Source organism: Microbacterium sp. B35-30 (genome assembly GCF_010634855.1).
Taxonomy (GTDB): Bacteria; Actinomycetota; Actinomycetes; order Actinomycetales; family Microbacteriaceae; genus Microbacterium.
The window spans coordinates 21450-38400 of sequence record NZ_MWLQ01000017.1 but is presented as its reverse complement, the minus strand read 5'-3'; the positions used below and the strand labels follow the sequence as shown (position 1 = coordinate 38400).

The window sequence follows — 16951 nt, the reverse complement described above, 5'->3', positions numbered from 1 at the left end:
GCGGCATCCGTCAATGTCCGTCGTGGGTGACGACCGGGAGCACGGTGCCGTCGGCGTCGAGGAGTGCGGCCCCCTGGCACGCGCCGAGCGCGGGAACGACGAGCACTGTCACGACAGCGGCCGCAGCGATCATGCCCCAGAGGCTCGTTCGCCTCGAAGGACGCCGGCGGCCGCGCAGGATCCCGCAGGCCACGACAACTCCGAGCGCGATCACCAAAGCGATCGCGAGGACGCTCGCTCGGCCCGGCGCGGTTGCGAGCAACGCCAGCGCCACGAGCGCCCCCACGGACACGCCGGCAACCGCCCCCCGCGGTGCCGGCGTGCGCTCGAGGGCGAGGCTCGCAGCCCCCCACGCCAGGGCGCCGAGGCCCAGGACGACGGAGAGCACGCCGAGCACTCGCGAGAAGGTGTCGGCCTGGATCGCCACGATGGCGGTGGCGCCGAGCGCCGCACTGACCAGGCCGAAACCCCACGCGGCAACGGGCACCCACGACGGCGCGCGGTCGATGCCGCGCTCCGTCGTGGGTGCCTCGCGCCGCACGATCACGCGGTCGCGACCCGCGACGACCGCTCGGCGCCCAGGCCGACACCGAGCAGGACGAGAGCGCTGGCGAGGTGCAGGAAGTGGTCGGGGGTGTTCAGCGCGAGGATGTTCGCCGCGGTTCCGACGAGGAAGAAGCCCACCACGCCGAGGAGCAGGTACGCCGCGCCGACGGTGATGTTCACGATCTTCGCGGGGCGGACTCCGCGCAGACCGGCGATGAGCAGCGCTCCACCGATCAGGAGGTGCGCGATGTTGTGCAGCGGGTTCACCTCGAAGATGCCCAGCAGCAGTCCGCCCTCGGTGGCGATGAAGCTGACACCACCCGTGAACGCGAACCCGAGCAGGCCGACGAGCAGATAGACGGCGCCGAAGACCGTGGCGACGATGCGGTTCGGTGACGAGCCCATGGGAGACCTCTCTTTCTCAGCGGCGATCTGCCGCGCTGTGAAAGGTCTTCGGTGTGGGTGGCAAATCGGATGGGATGCTGCGGCTGAGGGTTGTGGGCTCGGGGCGTTTCGTCTCGCTCGCTGGCGCTCGCTCGCTCAACGACCGCGGCAGAAGCGCCTCAGCATCGGAACCCCGTTGCGCGGGTTGCTACCGCCGCTCAGTCCTCCGGCTGAGGACGCTCAGCGGGGACTCGGATGATCGAACGTCGAGTCCCCACTGGCGCACTCGGGTGCTCTCAGCCCGCCATAACCCGGGCGTGGAGGGCCTGCACGGCGTAACGCGCCGACCAGAACGCTCCGTGCTGCCACGCGGAGATCTCCGACATCCAGTCGCCGGCGAAGTACACGTTGCCGGAGCCGGTCTGGAGCTTCTTGAACCCCGCTGAGGCGGTGTTCGGGAACGCCCACGCGCCCTCGATGTAGGGCACCCGGTGCCACGCGATGGAGAACGACTGCTCGAGCTCAGTGCGGTACTTCTCGCCGTGGATCTTCACACCCTGTGCCACTGCGCGGGCCTCGCGGTCGCGCGGGCTCAGCGCTGCGTAGGTGCGAGCGGCGTTGCCGGTGTTGTAGTAGCCGACGACGAGGCCCTTCTTCTCGCCGTACCCGGACGACGGGTACCAGATGTGCTGCAGGTCCATGTCGGTCTCGGTGATCCCGCCGTAGATGCGGTGATCGTTCTCCCACCACCGCGAGCGGTACTGCAGGCCGATCTTGCCCGCCGGCGACGCCGCCGAGAACTCGCCGAGCGCAGCGTCGATCTCGGTTCCCCAGTTCGTGCTCCACTTGCGCATGAGATGCGCCGGCGCGGTGACGATCGCGAAGTCGGCATCGATGACGCGTGCAGGCCCGTTGGGCGGGCTGTACGTCACGGACACGCCCGACGGCGTGTTCTCGATGCCGGTGACCGGAGACTGCAGGTGCACGTTCTGCCGGCCTATCGCCTTCACGAAGTAGTCGTAGATCGTGTCCATGCCTCCCTTGGGCTGGAACATCAGCATCGCCTGCTCCCAGTTGATCTCGAACGGGAAGTAGTTGCCCATCCTCGTTCCGAGAACCTCGGATATCGTGCCGGGGCCGGGAAGTGGAGTCCCGTGCTCGTTCCAGGCGGACGGGTAGACGGAATAGCCGCGGTTGGAGCCGCCCTTGTACGTGCCGTCGGCCTGCAGCGAGCCCCACCGGCTGAGGAAGTCGCGCAGCCGCTCTTTGTCGGTCGCCGTGAGCTTCTGGTCGAGCGCACCCTGATCCGTGGCATGCCTGAGGAGCTCGGAGGTATAGCCGAACCAGTCGGCTTTGGCGGTGCGGTAGCGGGTCGGATTTCCCGGCGTCGAACCGGAGTTCTCGTTGTAGAGGTAGGCGTCGGCGTTCGCGTTGGTGAAGACCTCGTACGGCACACCGAGCTCGCGGAGGTAGTCCATGGTGACCATCCACTGCGCGATGCGTCCGGCGCCGGCATTCATGTAGACGCCGTTGTCCCACTTCGCGGTCTGGGTGTGGCCGTCGAGGTCGGTCTCCTTGTCACCCGGCCGGATGGTGAGGGTTCGGCCGCCGGCACGGTGGCGCGCCTCGAGAACCGTGACGTGGTAGCCCGCCTTCTGCAGTTCGTACGCGGATGCAAGGCCTGCGGGGCCGCCGCCGACGATGACGACCTTCTTCGAAGAGCGTCCCGTGAGGGAGAAATCGCTGCCGCTGGGCGGCGTCCACGACAGTGAGGCGGCGTCCGCCTCGGTCGGCGCGAGGCCGAGTGCTCCCATCGTCGCGAAGAGCACGCCGGCGGTGGAGCCTGCGCCCACAGCATGAAGGAAGCTGCGGCGCGAAACGCTCGCGGGTGTTTGAGTTGCCACGTATTAACCCTCTCGATCTCAACGCATCACCCTGCGAGACGACCGCCGCCCGCGAGGCATGATCAGTGCGTCACGCGCACATATGGGCAATATGCCAGTGCGGGAAATCGACCATATTTCCTCCGCTTTGCGGGGATGTAAACCCGTTTGAGTCCGGAATGTCACCACGCAGCCCGGAGAGCTCAGTTCGCGTCACAGCCGGGACTCAGCGATGACCTCAACGGGAAACATTCGAATGGGAGGCTTCATGCGCCATGACGCATGCACCAGCACGGCTGGTGTCTCGCCCGGAACGAGGAGACCCATGAAGACCCGCTACAAGATCGCGCTCGCCGTCGCCATCACCGCTGGAATCGCCGTCCCGAGCACCGCGGTTGCCGCTGACGCGCTGTTCCGCCCGAAGCCCACGGAGGCCGTCCCCTTCGTCACCGGTGACACCCCGTCGATCGCCGATGGGGTGGCCCTCGGCAAGAACGTCGCCTGGTACAAGTCCTCGGGCCTCGGGCCCTCCGCTCTCAACACCACGCCGGGTATCTCGGCCGAGGCTCGCTACATTCCTACCGACGTTTTCCCCGGCGGCGCACTGCCTGCGGGTGTCACGATCACCGAGGCGCAGTCGATCAACGCTCTGATGAGGATCGGTGAGAACCTGAAGAAGGCGGGCCTGTCCTACGAGGACGTGACCTCGATGCGAGTGTTCCTGCAGAACCCCGCCGGCGACCAGGCGGCGGATTTCGCCGGCTGGAACCGCGGCTACCGGCAGTTCTTCGCGAACACGAACCTGGCCACCGGCGAGACCATGCAGGTGCAGCTGGGATCCGTGGCCGGCGCGCCGGAGGTTGTGAACCCCGCGCGTCCGTCCCGGTTCACGATCGAGGTCGAGAACCTGCCCGTGAACGGATGGCTGGTCGAGGTGGAGGTCGACGCCGTCTACCCCGAGTAGGCAGACGGCGCTGCGGGGGCGGACTGCAGCCGATAGCCGACCCTCGCATCGCCGGTTTGCAACGGCATGGCCGGACGGGGTGAACTTGACCAATGCCCACGACCGACGACCTCGCCGACGAGCTGGCGATCGCCGTCGGCGGGGCCGACATCTTCGCCGTCTATCAACCGCAGGTGTCTCTGGAGAGCGGGTCGATCGTCGCCGCCGAGGCACTATGCCGCTGGCGGCATCCACGGCTCGGCGACATCGATCCCTCGACGATGATCGGTGTCGCGGAACGCAGCGGCGTGATCCACGCGCTCGGCCGAAGGATGCTCGATGAGTGCCTCGACGCGCTCGCCGGGTGGCGCGAGACAGGCCGCGACTGGGCCGTCGCCGTCAACGTCTCGCCGCTGCAGTTCGAGGACGAATCCTTCGCCCATGATGTCGCCACCGAGTTCGAGCAACGCGCGTTCCCGCCTGGGTCGCTCGTTCTCGAACTGACGCAGGACGTCGAGTCGGTCGGTGAGCCCGTCGTGCTGCCGCAACTGCACATGCTCCGCGAGGTCGGAGTGGAGGTCTCGCTGGCGGGATATGGCGTCAACGCGTCCTCGCTGGATGGACTTGAGGGTGTGCCGCTCGCCGAAGTGAAGCTTCCAGGGGACCTGGTGCGGTCGACAGGGGGACCCGCGTTGGTCTCACTGCGCGACAAAGTGGAGATCGCGCACGCACACGGGCTGCGAGTGGTCGCCGAAGGGGTCGAGACTCTCACCCATCTCGACATCGCGGTGCAGCTGGGCTGCGATCGTGCGCAGGGCTTTCTCATCCGGCATCCGGATTCGGACATCGTGTTCCCGTAGACCGTCGCGAGCTCGAGCGCGACGAGTGCAGCAACCGGAATCGGATGGGATGCCGCGGGTCGGCGTTGCGCTTCGGCTCGGCGCGTTTCGTCTCGCTTCGCTCGCTCAGCGACCGGGGGTGCATCCGTGCCGGCTGTTCCGACGGAATAGTTCTTCGAGGCCAGCGCCGGCTTCGAGGGGAACTGGAGGAGGAATCGCCATGCGAGCACCGATTGAGGCATTCGCCTACCGCTACGCCGATTACGGCGACGCCGACGTCCTCCACCGCCATCAATACCCGCTGCCTGCTCCAGGGCCGGGCGAGGTGCTGGTCGAAGTGATCTCGACGGCGATCAACCACATGGACGCCTTCCTGCGCAACGGCAAAGAAAACACCTGGCACGACGACCCGTGGCCGCGGTTCTCCGGCAGCGACTTCGCGGGCATCGTCCGGGGCTGTGGCCCGGGCGTGACCAGGCTGCGGGTCGGCGCGAGCGTCGTCGGGCACACCAGGACCGGCGCCCACGCGAGCCACATCATCGTGCCGGCCGACCAGCTCGTGGGCAAGCACCGGAGCATCGAATGGGAGGTCGCCGGCGGTCTCTTCCTGGCCGGAGCCACCGCGTTGGAGACCCTCGATGACCTTCGCATCGGCTCCTCCGACACGGTGGTCGTCTCCGCGGCGGCGGGCGGCGTCGGCAGCATCGAGGCGCAGGTGGCGAAGCACCGCGGCGCCCGCGTAATCGGCACGTGCGGCGAGCGCAACTTCGACTACCTGCGGCAGTTGCACATCACCCCCGTGAAGTACGGCGAGGGGATGGCGGAGCGGATCCAGCGGGTCGCGGGCGGACCGGTCACCGCCTACATCGACAACTACGGCAAGGACGGCCGCGAGGTCGCGGAAGCCCTCGAGGTTCCTCCCGAGCGCTATCGCTCCAGCGCGGACAGGCGGGAGGTCGAGCTGCGGCTGCTCCGCGACGACGCCGAGTCCGTCTCGCATGCGACGCAGGTGCTGCAACGCGTGGTCGACCTGGCCGGCGTGGGAGCGTTCCGCCTACTTGTGTCGGGCCTGTACCCCATCGAGGACATCGCGGATGCCTTCGAAGACCTGGCCAAGCTGCACTCGCGCGGCAAGATCGTCCTGGCCACTCATCCGGTCACCCGCACGCGCTCGCTGCGCGCCCGGGAGATCTTCGAACGGATGCCGTAGCCCGGGCTTTACGGCAATCGGCACAGGGTTGTCCAGTCCCTGCTTCGTGTCGCACAGCCCTGGCAGGCTGGGCGCATGCGAGAAGGAGATGCGATGACGCAGCGCACGCTGGCGGGACGACAGGTTTCGGCGATCGGGCTCGGAGCCATGCCGCTGTCGATGAACAACGACAAGGAATATCCGTCGTTCGAGGATGCCGTGGCCACCGTGCACGCCGCGCTCGACGCCGGCGTCACCCTCATCGACACCGCCGACATCTACGCCCCGGACGGCGAGGAGATGGGGCACAACGAGCGCATCGTCGCGGAGGCGCTGCGCACCTGGGACGGCGACGCGTCGAGCATCTTTGTCGCGACGAAGGGCGGCATCAAGCTGGGCGAAGGTGGCGCCAAGGTGCGCGACGGGTCGGAGGCGTACCTGCGCTCGGCGGTCGAGGAGTCGCTCGGCATCCTCGGCGTCGACCAGATCGAGCTGTACCAGTACCACCGCCCCGACCGCTCGCTCGTGTACGGCGACATCATCGCGGGTTTGAAGGCACTGCAGGACGACGGCCTCGTGCGCGCGGTCGGCATCTCGAACGCGAGCGTCGAAGAGATCCAGATCGCGATCGACGTGCTCGGCGAGGGCAACCTCGCCAGCGTGCAGAACGAGTTCTCGCCGAAGCATCCGGGAAGCATCGACGAGCTGCGCTTCTGCGGAGAGCGCGACATCGCGTTCCTGCCGTGGAGTCCGCTGGGCGGCACCGGCGGGGGAGCACGCCGGGTCGGCGATCGGTTCTCAATGTTCCGCGAGGTGGGCGAGGCGCACGGCGTCAGCCCGCAGCAGGCGGTGCTCGCGTGGGAGCTGGCGCTGGGATCGCACGTCATCCCGATTCCGGGTGCGCGGCGCGCGGCATCCATCATCGACTCGGCTCAGGCGTCGGAGCTCGAGCTCAGCGCGGACGAGGTCACACGGTTGTCGGAGTCGGTGGGGATCTTCGACGACTGAGTCAGAAGATCGATGCTACGAGTCACCGACGCCGCGACGGTGAGCCGTGCGGAGGTGCGCGCGGGAGGGCCCGTCGGGGCGCGTGGATGTATCTCCAGATGCCGCGCGACCTCTTGGCCAGCAGGGCGATAGGACCGCAGCGGGGTGCCCGATGTCCATGGCGCAAATGCGCGGAACGCGGGACGATGAGTGCCTAGCTTCGTGGAGCGCGAAGGAGACGGCATGGCCGAGGTTGTGGGATTCGCCATGGTCGGTGGCGAAGGCGAGGTCTACGTCGAGGTCAAGGACGACGACGTCGGGGTCGCGCGGGCATCCCGCGGCGGCGAGCTCTTACACAGCGCCGTCGACGTCGGGGCCGCGCTCGGCAAGGTGGAGGAGTTCACGACCGGCGTGCTGGAGAGGTTCCGGAGCCTGCCGCGGCCACCGGACTCGGTCGACCTGGAGTTCGGCATCAAGCTCAGCGCCGCAGCGGGAGTCGTCATCGCCCAGACCGGCGCGGAGGGGCATCTGACCGTGAAGCTGAGCTGGACCAAGCCGGCCAAGGGACAGGACGATGCCGACACCTGAGGCCCGGCCGTGGCAGGTCCGGCTGCTCGATTCGACCGGCTCGCCGATGGGTGGTGGCGTCCTCGTCGACGAGCGCCACGTGGTCACATGCGCTCACGTGGTCCGAGAGGCGCTCGGCGTGGATGACCCCGCCGTGCAGGCGCCGGCCGACGTCGTGCGGGTCGACTTCGTGCGCTCCGAATCCGCGCCCGTCGAAGCGACGGTCGAGGCCTGGGCGGATGTCGCCGAAGACGGCCGAGCCGACGTTGCGGTGCTTGCGCTGTCAGAGCCGGCACCTGCGGGTTCACAGCCGGCACCCGTCCGCCGCTCCGAAGGCGTGCTCGGCCATGACTTCGACGTGCTCGGCTTCCCGCGCGGGTACGACGAGGGCCTGAGCGCATCGGGGACGATCCGCAGACCAGCGGGGGGTGGCGGGGACTGGGTCGAGCTCTCTGTCCGGACGGGCACACTCGTTGCCCGTGGCTTCAGCGGTTCCCCGGTCTTCGACGAGGAGCTGGGTGCCGTGGTGGGCATCATCGTGGGCGCCGACAAGGATCGGGAGAACCGCGCCGCCTGGATGATCCCGGTGAGCAGGCTCAGTCGTTACTGGCCGGCTCTGGACGATGTCGTACGCCACTGGTCGATGTATTCGCCCAACGAGTTCGTCAGTCACTGGTCGCCGCGGTCCCGCGGCGTCGAGCGGCACAGCAGCCGCGGCTCGTTCTTCACCGGTCGGCGACAGGCGATGAAGGAGCTGTCCGACTGGCTCGCGAACGGCCCAGCCGACGGTCGGGTGCGCGCAGTGACCGGCGGACCTGGTTCAGGCAAGTCGGCGGTTCTCGCCCGGCTCGCGGTGTTGGCCGACCCGCTGGTCCGTCCGCTGCTGCCCAATCGTCCAGACGAACCGGCGCCGTTCATCGATGTTGCGGTCCACGCCCGCGGAAAGAGCGCCGCCGACATCGTTACCGCGATCGCATCGGCTATCGGGATGCCGCCGTCGTCGTCCGAGACCTGGGTCGACGATCTCGTTTCGCGGGGACGCCCGTTGACCGTGTTGGTCGATGCGCTCGATGAGTCCGCAGAACCTATGGAGGCGGCGACCCTGCTCCGGCGGACCGCGGCCGTGGGAGCGGAATGCCAGGTCAAGGTACTCGTGGGCACCCGCCTCGGGTACGAGGAGGAGCTCCGTCACCAGTTGGGTGCCCGTACCGTCGTGCTCGACTTGGACGTCGAACCCTATCTGAACCGCGCCGACCTGGTCGACTACGTCCACAGTCGGCTCACCAGCGGCGGGGCCGCGTATGAAGGAGCTGGGGAGCCCGCCAGGCAGGTCGCAGAGGTCATCGCCGCGCGCTCCTACCCCTCGTTCCTGCTCGCCCAACTGTCGACGAGTGCCTTGGCGGTCGAGGGCCGCGTCGACCTCCATGTCGACGGATGGGAGTCACGCTTCGCGGAGAGCGTCGCCGATGGCTGGCACGACTATCTGGACCGGTTCGGCGACCGGCGTCGTCAGGTGCAGGACTTGCTGATGCCGCTGGCGTACGCGCAGGGCACGGGTCTGGCGACCGACGATGACCTCTGGCCGAGCCTGGCTTCGGCGCTCAGCGGGCGGCGCTACGAGGCGCGGGACGTCGAGTGGCTGCTCGAGCATGCCGCCGCCTACCTGGTCCAGGAACTCATCCAGCACGACAGGGCGGTCTACCGGCTGTACCACCAGACCCTGGTCGAGCATCTGCGGCGGGTATCCAGAGAGCCCGAGATATGGCGGCGGTTCGCGCGCCATCTCATCGACGAGGTGCCGCGTCGGCTGGATGGACTCCATGACTGGACCCGCGCGCGACCGTACGCCCTCGCCCACCTGCCGACCCACGCCGCGGAGGCAGGGTTGCTGGGTGAGCTCGTGTCCGATCCGTTGTTCCTCGCCAGCGCGGACTCCGATCAGCTCGCCCGCGTGCTGCGCGCAGCGTCAGACGAGGAGTCCCTGTCCATCGTGCCGGCCTACCTCGCCGCACTGCCCGAATTGGGGCCTTCGGTCGACGACAACCTCAACCACTTGGCACTGGCCGCCCACCTGATCGGTCCCCGGGAGCTTGTAGAGCGCATCGATCGTCTCGGGCCGAAGGTTCCACTGCGGGTTCTGTGGGCCACCCCCACCTCGACCGTCCGCAGCCACTACCTCGCCGGAGCGGCGGGTGGTGTGGCCGCGGTCGCGCCGGTTGTTATAGATCGTCGTTCATGCCTCGCGGTCTGCGCGCTCGACGGCACGATCCGGATCTGGGATGCCGACGGCTATGCCCCGCGCGGTCCTGAGCTGGCGATGCCCGGGCACTACGGCTCTCCATTCCTGGCTGCCGCGACGATAGGAGGGCGGTCGGTGGTCGTGACCGGGCGTCAGGACACGATCTACGTGGTCGACCTGCTCGTCGCGGGTCGCGACACCATTACGCCTGAGGTGGTCGCCTCGCTATCGTTCGAAGGGGTGAGCGTCACCGCCGCCGCTGTCTCTCTCTTCGAGGGCGTCGCCACGGTGGCTGTCGGCTTCCACGACGGCGTTGTGCAGTTGCGCCACCTCGACCACCTCGAAGAGGAGCTCGCGACCTGGCAGGTTCACGAGGGGCCCGTGCTCTCGGTCCAGCTCGCCGGGGACGAGGTCGTGACCGCCGGGGCCGACGGCGGTGTCTCCTGGCTGACGGTCAACCCGGACTTCGAGATCTCTCAGTCCTCCTCCAGCGGGATGGACGATGCGACGTGGGTCAACGAAGCTCGCCGCATCGCCACATCCGAGGGTGGCGCCGTGCTGACGGTCGGGTTCGCCGACGGGACCCTGGGCTGGTGGCGTGACGGCGCAGCGAACCCGTCCAGCCGCGTGGTGGCTTCACCGCCGGAGTCCGGAACATACGTGGAGGCGTTCGACGGCGGGCTGATCACCACCACCACGACCGGTTCCGACATGAGGACGCTCAAAGCTGCACAGGAGATGGAGCGGCGACGTCGACGCGAGGCGAGGGAGCGAGAATCGATCGGGATCGGCGACCAGGACGAGGACGTCGTGTCGGAACCCGCGGCCGACCCGCCGCTCGTCGACGAGGACGACGACGACTTCAGGATCCTGGCCCTGCGGGCGGGGGTGACCACGGTCGACGCCACGACGATTCAGTCCCGGCTGTGGCTGGCAGCCGGGGGTTACGACGGCAGAGTCGTACTGGTCGATGATGGCGGGGAGCTGCACGAGCTGCAGTCCAGCGGCCCGCCGGTCTCCACGGTGCGCTTCGTCGACAGTGGCGGCCGGCATCTGGTCGTCGCGTCCGATCGTGGTGCCGGAGGCGGAGTGCACGGGTGGCAACTGACCCCGGAAGGCGTGCCGGTGTCGGGCGACGTCGGCGCGCTCGGCGCCCTTCCGGAGGTGATGTGGACAGTCGAGAGCCCCTCCGGGGACCACGGCGTACTGACCTGGGGTGTGGGACAAGACGTTGCCGTGAGGAACGTGCGCACCGGAGCCGCGCGGATGCTGGGCACGGATCTCGCTGAGCGCGCGGTCGTCGACGTCGTCGTCGGACGCTCCGACGAGGAGGTTGTGGCAGTAGCGCTGATCGAGGAGGGCGAAACCATCGGGCTGGTCCGCGCCTGGTCGGTGGAAACCGGCAGGCTGGTGGCTGACCAACGCCTTTCCGGCCTCGCCGGGGTGACGAGCCCGTACTTGGGCGACGGCCGATTGGTCGCACAGACATACGAGGACGAGTCGCAGGTCGTGACCTGGGGCTTGGGGGAAGAGCACCCGACGCCCGAGGTCCTCACCCTCCGTCGAGAAGGCGCTTCCGTCTGGGGATCGGATGAGGTGCCAGAGCTCCAAGGCGGATTCCGTCGCGTTCCGGGTGGCCCTCCGCAGCTCGTATTCGTTGTCGGCGACACGTGGAAGGCAGCTGTGCTGGTCGACCTCGACCAGGGCACCGCGCGATGCCTGAACGACGAGTTCAGTTCCTCCGAAGCCGCGACCGCCACCATGCTCGGCGGACGGACGGTGGTGCTGGATGCGTCGGGTGATGTCATCGAGGTGTCTGCGCCGACCGACGATCCTTTCGCCCCCGAGCGGATCGCGACGCTCAGCGGAGTCCAGAGCGAGGCCGTGACCGTGCTTCGCGCCCTCCCCGAGGCGACGCTCGTCGTGTCCGGCGGTGTCGACGGCTCGGTGCGCGTGTGGCACGACCTCTCACCGGAGCCAGACGTTCTCGCTCTGCACTCCCCGGTTCGCGACCTCGAGATCGCCGAAGACCACACCATCATCGTGCTCTGCAACCGAGGGCTTGTCGCCCTCCACCCGACACCCTCGAGAGACGTGGAAGTCTCGCAGCAAGGCGCCGCCTGAACTCGCTCGCTACGAGTCCGAAGGCGAGATGTCTGCGATCCACGCGCGCAGCTGTTCGACGACGAACGCATGGTCGTCGGCCTGCGGCAGGCCTGAGACCCCGACCGTACCTACGACCCCGACGCCCGCGATCGTGAGCGGGAAGACGCCGCCGTGCGCTGCATACTCGGTGGTGTCGAGGCGCGCATCGGTGTCGAAGTCCCCGCCGGCGGCGCGGAAGGACAGGCGCTCCGTCGCGCGACGCCGCGCTCGCAGGATCGTGCAGCGCTCGGGCGGAAGACCGAGCAGGCGGTGGTCGAGCGGAAGGTCTCGGGTGATCGCGGCATAGCGGCGCTGGGCCGCGATTCCTCCCGAGGTGGGGGTTTCGTCGGCTGATTCGAGGTTATCCACAGAATCGGTGCTGATCGGGTCTTTTGAGGTGGTTCCGATGTCGGAACCCCTCGCCAGACTGGGGGTATGAACTTCCCGCTCGCCGACCTCAGGGGCATCGCCGATCTGCTCGGCGACACCCTCAGCTCGGCGCTCGGTGGCGAGGCGCAACGGGCCATGTCGCACCGCGAGCTGGTCGATGCGCTGGGTGTCGTCGAACGGCTCGGACGGATCACGGATGTTGCGCGCCTCGCGCTCGCCGGTGAGGTCGGGCGACGCGCCGACTCCGAGTTCGGAGGCGATGTCATCACTGCGCAGTTCGGGTGCGGGTCGGCGCAGGAACTCGTGGAGCGGACGACGCTCGTGTCAGCAGCGACGGTGCGGGCACGGCTGCGGGATGCGAAGGCGATCACCGGCCGCGTGACGCTGACCGGGCAGACGCGCCGGCACCGCTCGAGCATGCGCGTGCGGCGCTCGCGGCGGGGCGACTGAGTGCCGATGCGCTGACCACGATCGTCGACGCACTGCGGCCGCTGCAGGGGCGGTGCTCGGTCGACGAGCTCGAGGCTGCCGAGTTCGAGCTCGTGTTGGCAGCAGTGGGCGATGCCGGGGCGCCGGCGTGCGGCATCCATGAATTGAAGGTCATGGCGACCACGTGGGCGCTGTTCCTCGACCCGGATGGCGCGCTCCCCGATGAGGAGTACTCGGAGCGGCTGCGTGGGATGCGCGTCAGCCGACGATCGCGTCGCGGACTGCGCCGGATCTACGGCGACGTCACGGAAGACGTCGCGGCGCAGTTCGACCGGCTCGTGGACGCGCACCTCAACCCGCGCGTGCAGGACCGTGGGCCGCGGTTCGTTGATGCTGAGGCTGACGCTGAGGCTGAAGGCGCGCCGGACGACTGCGTGCCGGATCCGCGCACCATCGACCAGAAGCGGCACGATGCGTTCGCGTCCATCCTGTCTGCTGCAGCCGGCGCGGCCGAGACTCCCACGTTGGGCGGTGCCGCTCCAACCCTGATCGTCACGACGACCGAGGAAGACCTGGCCGCGGCGAATGGTGTGGCGTTCGTCGAGAGCGCTGCCGGGCCGGTCCCGGTTCCGGCGTCGTTCGCCCGGCACGTCGGCTGCCACGGCACGATCCACCGGCTCACTCTTGCGGCGAACGGCGCGATCAAGGCGCTCCGTGTCGAAGACCGCGGTTTCAACCACTGGCAGCGCAAGGCGATCGGCGCCCGCGACGGTGGCTGCGTCATCCCGGGCTGCACCGTACCCGCCGCCTGGTGCGAGGTGCACCATGTCAACGACTGGGCGAAGGGCGGGCCGACCTCCGTCGACAACGGCGTCCTGCTCTGCTGGCACCACCATCACGGCATCGAGACCAGCGGGTGGGAGATCCGCATGGTCGACGGCATGCCTCACGTGCGACCACCTGGCTGGGTCCACCCGCAACGACGATGGCGAGAGCCCAACCGGCTCCTGCTCAACGAATTGAGACGCGCGAGGTCCGCGTAGACCGCTCCGCTCGTTCGCGACCCCTGTGCCCGACTCGCAGGAGCTTAGATGCGGGGGATGGATGCCGCGGCACGAGTCGCCTGCCGGGTTGAGGCGTTTCGTTTCGACCGGGGGCCCAGCCTGTCGCTGGTCGTTGAGCGGAGGGCGCTCTGGCGCACGAAGACGAAACGCCTCGACTTCTGCGGAACGCCGCGGGTGTTGCGCCTCGGTCGCAGGCCCTCCCTCGCCCGACGACCGGCGAACTCAGGCGGGCAGCGCCCGCGTGCGCTCGCGCGACCACTCCGGCGAACTCAGGCGGGCAGCTGCCGCTCGCGCTCCTTCGCGCGCTGCGGCGGCAGCGGCGGCGCGGGCGCGTCGAGGGCGCGCAGCATCCGCTCCAGCGTCTCGCGCAGCTGCTCGCGGGCGGGCGAGGCGAGGTCGGTCGTGTACTCGACGCCCTCCGGGATCCACGACAGGCCGTACATCGTCTCGCGGAAGTCCCCGCCGCCGACCGGCCACCGGGTCCGGCCATCGCCCTCATCCGAAGCGCCCTGACCCCACTGGCCGAAGTATTCGCGCATCGTCTCGATGGGCAGCTCCATCACCGCGTCGGCCTCGACCGCCTGGCGCACCCACGACCGCGCGACGAAGATGAACTCCTCGATCTGCTCGGGCGTGAGCGGCTTCGGCTCGAACAGCACCCGGGTGTGCTCGACATCGGCGAGCCGGTCGACGCGGAAAGTGCGCCAGTCCGCTTTCTCGAGATCCCAGCAGAGCAGGTACCAATGCCGGTCGGCGGGTGCGAGCGCGTGCGGCTCGACACGGCGATGAGTGACTTCGCCGGATGCCGCGGTGTACGTGAACCGCACCCGCTCGTGGTCGCGCGTGGCCAGGGCGAGTTCGCCGAGCACCTCGCCCGAGACCGCCGCACCGGCGTTGAGGCCCGCCGGCTGCACCGCCTCGGCCAGCGCGGCGACCCGGCGGCGCAGGGGAGCGGGGAGCACCTGCTCGAGCTTCGCGAGCGCGGTGATGGTCGTCTCGGGACCACTGACGAGCCGCTGGGATGCCGCGACCCGCAGTCCGATCGCCATGGCCACGGCCTCTTCGTCGGTGAGCAGCAGCGGGGGCACCGCGCTGCCGGCCTCGAGGCGGTAGCCGCCTGCGGCGCCCGGCGACGACTCGATGCGATAGCCGAGGTCGCGCAGCCGCTCCACGTCGCGCCGGACGGTGCGCTCGGTGACACCCAGGCGATCCGCCAGCTCGGAGCCGGGCCAGTGACGGTGCGTCTGCAGCAGGTTCAGGAGCGAGAGCGCTCGCGTCGTCGTATCGGACATGACTCAATATTGCCCTACATTGCGGACCATAACTGTCCGCATTGGTTCCTAACCTGAGGTCATGGCGAACGAATCGATCATCCAAGCGCAGGGACTCACCAAGCGCTTCACCGTGAAAGGCAAGACCGTCGAGGCCGTCACCGACCTCACGTTCGAGGTGGCGCGCGGCGAGCTCGTCGCGTTCCTCGGACCCAACGGCGCCGGCAAGTCGACGAGCCTGCGCATGCTCACCACCCTGATTCCGCCGACCGCAGGCACGGCGAAGGTCGTCGGCTTCGACATCCTGAAGCAGCCCGCCGACGTCCGTGCCCGCATCGGGTACGTCGGCCAGCTCACGAGCGGCAGCTTCTCGCAGCGCGCCCGCGACGAGCTGCTGAGCCAGGGCGCGTTCTACGGCATGTCGAAGGCCGCGGCGCGCACGCGGGCCGACGAGCTCATCGAGTCGCTGGACCTCGCCGGGTTCGCGACGCGGGCGGTGCAGCAGCTTTCGGGCGGGCAGAAGCGCCGGCTCGACATCGCGCTGGGCCTCATGCACGCGCCGCCGCTGCTCTTCCTCGACGAGCCGTCGACCGGACTCGACCCGCAGAGCCGCGCCAACCTGTGGCAGCACATCATCGACCTGCGCGCCCAGCACGGCACGACGGTCTTCCTCACCACGCACTACCTCGAGGAGGCCGACCGCTACGCAGAGCGCGTCATGGTCATGGACCGCGGCCGCGTGATCGCCGACGACACCGCGGCGCGACTCAAGGCCGAGCTCGCGGGTGACCTGCTCACGTTCGGCTTCACGACCGAGACGGATGCCGCAGCCGCCGTCGCGGTCGTGCAGAGGCTGACCGACCGGGAGGTCCGCCGGACCGGGGGAGAGGCAGCCGCCGGCGGCGCGGCGCAGACCTTCGTGACCGTCACGGCGCCCGAGGGAGACGCGCTGCTCCCCGCGGCCGTGCGCGCGCTCGACGCCGCGGGTCTCGCCGTCCGCACCGCGACCGGCGTTCCGCCGACGCTGGACGACGTGTTCCTGGCGCTCACCGGCCGCACCTTGCGCGAGGCGGGCGAGAGAGAGAGCGAGCCCGAAGAAGCAGATGACAAGACGGATGCCTCGGCCGAGGCATCCGGAACCGCCGACCTGGCGGCCGAGAAGACAGGAGCGAACCGATGACCGCCCAGATCCAGACCCGGCCCGACACCGCGGTGCGGGCGAACCCGGCGCGCGACACCTGGAACGTGCTGACGCGCGAGCTGAAGCCGGCGATGCGCGACCCGTTCACGTTGATCTTCAGCCTCGTGCAGCCGCTGGTGTTCCTCGGGCTGTTCGCGCCGCTGCTCGTCGGCTCGTCGGGCCAGCCGGTCGGCGAGACGCTGCAGTGGTTCGTGCCCGGCGTGCTCGTGATGATCGTGCTGTTCGGCACCGGCGCGACCGGGTCGAACCTGCAGTACGAGATGATGACGGGCTCGCACGAGCGCACTCTTGTGGCGCCGCTCGCGCGGTCGTCGCTGCTGGTCGGCCGGGCGCTCAAGGAGATCGTGCCGATCATCGTGCAGGCGCTCATCATCGTGCTCATCGCCTGGCCGTTCGGCTTCACGATCAACGTGCCGGGGCTGGTGATCGGCCTCGCGCTGCTGGCGGTGTTCGGGATCGGGCTCGGCGCGCTCTCGTACACGCTGGCGCTCAAGACCAAGGACCGCGAGTGGCTCTTCTGGGGCGTGCAGCAGACGCTGATCTTCCCGCTGCTGATCCTGTCGGGCATGCTGCTGCCGCTCGACGAGGCACCGGCGTGGATGCGCGCGATCTCCACTGTGAACCCCATCAACTGGGTCGTGCAGGCCGAGCGCGCGCTGTTCGCCGGCGACCTCGGGAACATCACCGTGCTGTGGGGCTGGGTGGCGGCGGTCGTGCTCGCGGTGGTCGGCCTGGCGGTCGGCATCCGCGCGATGCGCAAGAGCAGCTAGGACGGCGGGGACGGATGCCTCGGACCGATGTGGGGTGTCGGTCCGGGGCGTTTCGTCTCTGAGTTTCGACTCGCAAGCTCGCTCGACGACCACGTTCCTCGCTC

General features: G+C 69.0%; 15 protein-coding genes. 10 read left to right on the top strand and 5 right to left on the bottom strand.

Annotated features, from left to right (window positions below):
• Nucleotides 1–10: 10 nt before the first annotated feature.
• The 3 genes from B2K11_RS09305 to B2K11_RS09295 form a co-directional block, all read right to left on the bottom strand.
• Entirely contained in the window at nt 11–541 is a 531-nt protein-coding gene (locus tag B2K11_RS09305; protein ID WP_163618004.1) for a hypothetical protein, read from the bottom strand.
• Nucleotides 542–543: 2 nt separating this feature from the next.
• Nucleotides 544–951 (bottom strand): DUF4383 domain-containing protein, encoded by a 408-nt coding sequence (locus B2K11_RS09300; RefSeq protein WP_163618003.1) that lies wholly within the window; start codon nt 949–951, stop codon nt 544–546.
• Nucleotides 952–1226: 275 nt separating this feature from the next.
• Nucleotides 1227–2783: an FAD-dependent oxidoreductase gene (locus tag B2K11_RS09295; RefSeq protein WP_239525887.1), complete on the bottom strand. Its 1557-nt coding sequence runs from the start codon at nt 2781–2783 to the stop codon at nt 1227–1229.
• Between the two features lie 355 nt (nt 2784–3138).
• Here B2K11_RS09295 and B2K11_RS09290 point away from each other — a divergent pair, with 355 nt between their 5' ends.
• The 6 genes from B2K11_RS09290 (at nt 3139) to B2K11_RS09265 (ending at nt 11701) form a co-directional block, all read left to right on the top strand.
• Entirely contained in the window at nt 3139–3777 is a 639-nt protein-coding gene (locus tag B2K11_RS09290; RefSeq protein WP_163618002.1) for a Rid family hydrolase, read from the top strand.
• A 92-nt stretch (nt 3778–3869) separates the two neighbouring features.
• A complete protein-coding gene (locus B2K11_RS09285) occupies nt 3870–4616 on the top strand; it encodes an EAL domain-containing protein (protein WP_163618001.1) in 747 nt (248 codons plus the stop codon).
• Between the two features lie 199 nt (nt 4617–4815).
• Nucleotides 4816–5805, top strand: a complete 990-nt coding sequence (locus tag B2K11_RS09280; RefSeq protein ID WP_163618000.1) for an NADP-dependent oxidoreductase — start codon at nt 4816–4818, stop codon at nt 5803–5805.
• 93 nt (nt 5806–5898) lie between these two features.
• Complete coding sequence (locus tag B2K11_RS09275; protein ID WP_163617999.1) at nt 5899–6792, top strand: aldo/keto reductase; 894 nt, start codon at nt 5899–5901, stop codon at nt 6790–6792.
• Nucleotides 6793–7014: 222 nt separating this feature from the next.
• On the top strand, nt 7015–7359 hold the full coding sequence (locus B2K11_RS09270; protein ID WP_163617973.1) for a CU044_2847 family protein: 345 nt from the start codon (nt 7015–7017) through the stop codon (nt 7357–7359).
• Nucleotides 7346–11701: a trypsin-like peptidase domain-containing protein gene (locus B2K11_RS09265; RefSeq protein ID WP_163617998.1), complete on the top strand. Its 4356-nt coding sequence runs from the start codon at nt 7346–7348 to the stop codon at nt 11699–11701. Before B2K11_RS09270 ends, B2K11_RS09265 begins: the two co-directional genes overlap by 14 nt.
• Before the next feature lie 9 nt (nt 11702–11710).
• Here B2K11_RS09265 and B2K11_RS20605 read toward each other — a convergent pair whose 3' ends face one another.
• Nucleotides 11711–12091: a heme-binding protein gene (locus B2K11_RS20605; RefSeq protein ID WP_239525886.1), complete on the bottom strand. Its 381-nt coding sequence runs from the start codon at nt 12089–12091 to the stop codon at nt 11711–11713.
• A gap of 66 nt (nt 12092–12157) precedes the next feature.
• On the opposite strand from B2K11_RS20605, the gene B2K11_RS20600 reads away from it, so the two are divergent.
• Together B2K11_RS20600 and B2K11_RS09255 are read left to right on the top strand one after the other, a co-directional pair.
• On the top strand, nt 12158–12562 hold the full coding sequence (locus B2K11_RS20600; protein WP_239525885.1) for a hypothetical protein: 405 nt from the start codon (nt 12158–12160) through the stop codon (nt 12560–12562).
• Nucleotides 12559–13584: an HNH endonuclease signature motif containing protein gene (locus B2K11_RS09255; RefSeq protein WP_239525924.1), complete on the top strand. Its 1026-nt coding sequence runs from the start codon at nt 12559–12561 to the stop codon at nt 13582–13584. The genes B2K11_RS20600 and B2K11_RS09255 overlap by 4 nt, the downstream gene beginning before the upstream one ends.
• Before the next feature lie 290 nt (nt 13585–13874).
• On the opposite strand, the gene B2K11_RS09250 is transcribed toward B2K11_RS09255, so the two are convergent.
• Complete coding sequence (locus tag B2K11_RS09250; protein ID WP_163617996.1) at nt 13875–14897, bottom strand: YafY family protein; 1023 nt, start codon at nt 14895–14897, stop codon at nt 13875–13877.
• A gap of 61 nt (nt 14898–14958) precedes the next feature.
• Here B2K11_RS09250 and B2K11_RS09245 point away from each other — a divergent pair, with 61 nt between their 5' ends.
• Both B2K11_RS09245 and B2K11_RS09240 read left to right on the top strand, forming a co-directional pair.
• Nucleotides 14959–16056, top strand: coding sequence for an ATP-binding cassette domain-containing protein (locus tag B2K11_RS09245; protein WP_163617995.1), 1098 nt, complete (start codon nt 14959–14961; stop codon nt 16054–16056).
• A complete protein-coding gene (locus B2K11_RS09240; RefSeq protein WP_163617994.1) occupies nt 16053–16847 on the top strand; it encodes an ABC transporter permease in 795 nt (264 codons plus the stop codon). Before B2K11_RS09245 ends, B2K11_RS09240 begins: the two co-directional genes overlap by 4 nt.
• The last annotated feature ends 104 nt before the right edge of the window (nt 16848–16951 follow it).

Excerpts from the sequence above, each read along its gene's own strand:
- B2K11_RS09245 (WP_163617995.1), top strand. The coding sequence starts at position 14,959 with ATGGCGAACGAATCGATCATCCAAGCGCAGGGACTCACCAAGCGCTTC.
- B2K11_RS09280 (WP_163618000.1), top strand. The coding sequence starts at position 4,816 with ATGCGAGCACCGATTGAGGCATTCGCCTACCGCTACGCCGATTACGGC.
- B2K11_RS09290 (WP_163618002.1), top strand. The coding sequence starts at position 3,139 with ATGAAGACCCGCTACAAGATCGCGCTCGCCGTCGCCATCACCGCTGGA.
- B2K11_RS20600 (WP_239525885.1), top strand. The coding sequence starts at position 12,158 with ATGAACTTCCCGCTCGCCGACCTCAGGGGCATCGCCGATCTGCTCGGC.
- B2K11_RS09250 (WP_163617996.1), bottom strand. The coding sequence starts at position 14,897 with ATGTCCGATACGACGACGCGAGCGCTCTCGCTCCTGAACCTGCTGCAG.
- B2K11_RS09240 (WP_163617994.1), top strand. The coding sequence starts at position 16,053 with ATGACCGCCCAGATCCAGACCCGGCCCGACACCGCGGTGCGGGCGAAC.
- B2K11_RS09270 (WP_163617973.1), top strand. The coding sequence starts at position 7,015 with ATGGCCGAGGTTGTGGGATTCGCCATGGTCGGTGGCGAAGGCGAGGTC.
- B2K11_RS09285 (WP_163618001.1), top strand. The coding sequence starts at position 3,870 with ATGCCCACGACCGACGACCTCGCCGACGAGCTGGCGATCGCCGTCGGC.
- B2K11_RS09265 (WP_163617998.1), top strand. The coding sequence starts at position 7,346 with ATGCCGACACCTGAGGCCCGGCCGTGGCAGGTCCGGCTGCTCGATTCG.
- B2K11_RS09300 (WP_163618003.1), bottom strand. The coding sequence starts at position 951 with ATGGGCTCGTCACCGAACCGCATCGTCGCCACGGTCTTCGGCGCCGTC.
- B2K11_RS09275 (WP_163617999.1), top strand. The coding sequence starts at position 5,899 with ATGACGCAGCGCACGCTGGCGGGACGACAGGTTTCGGCGATCGGGCTC.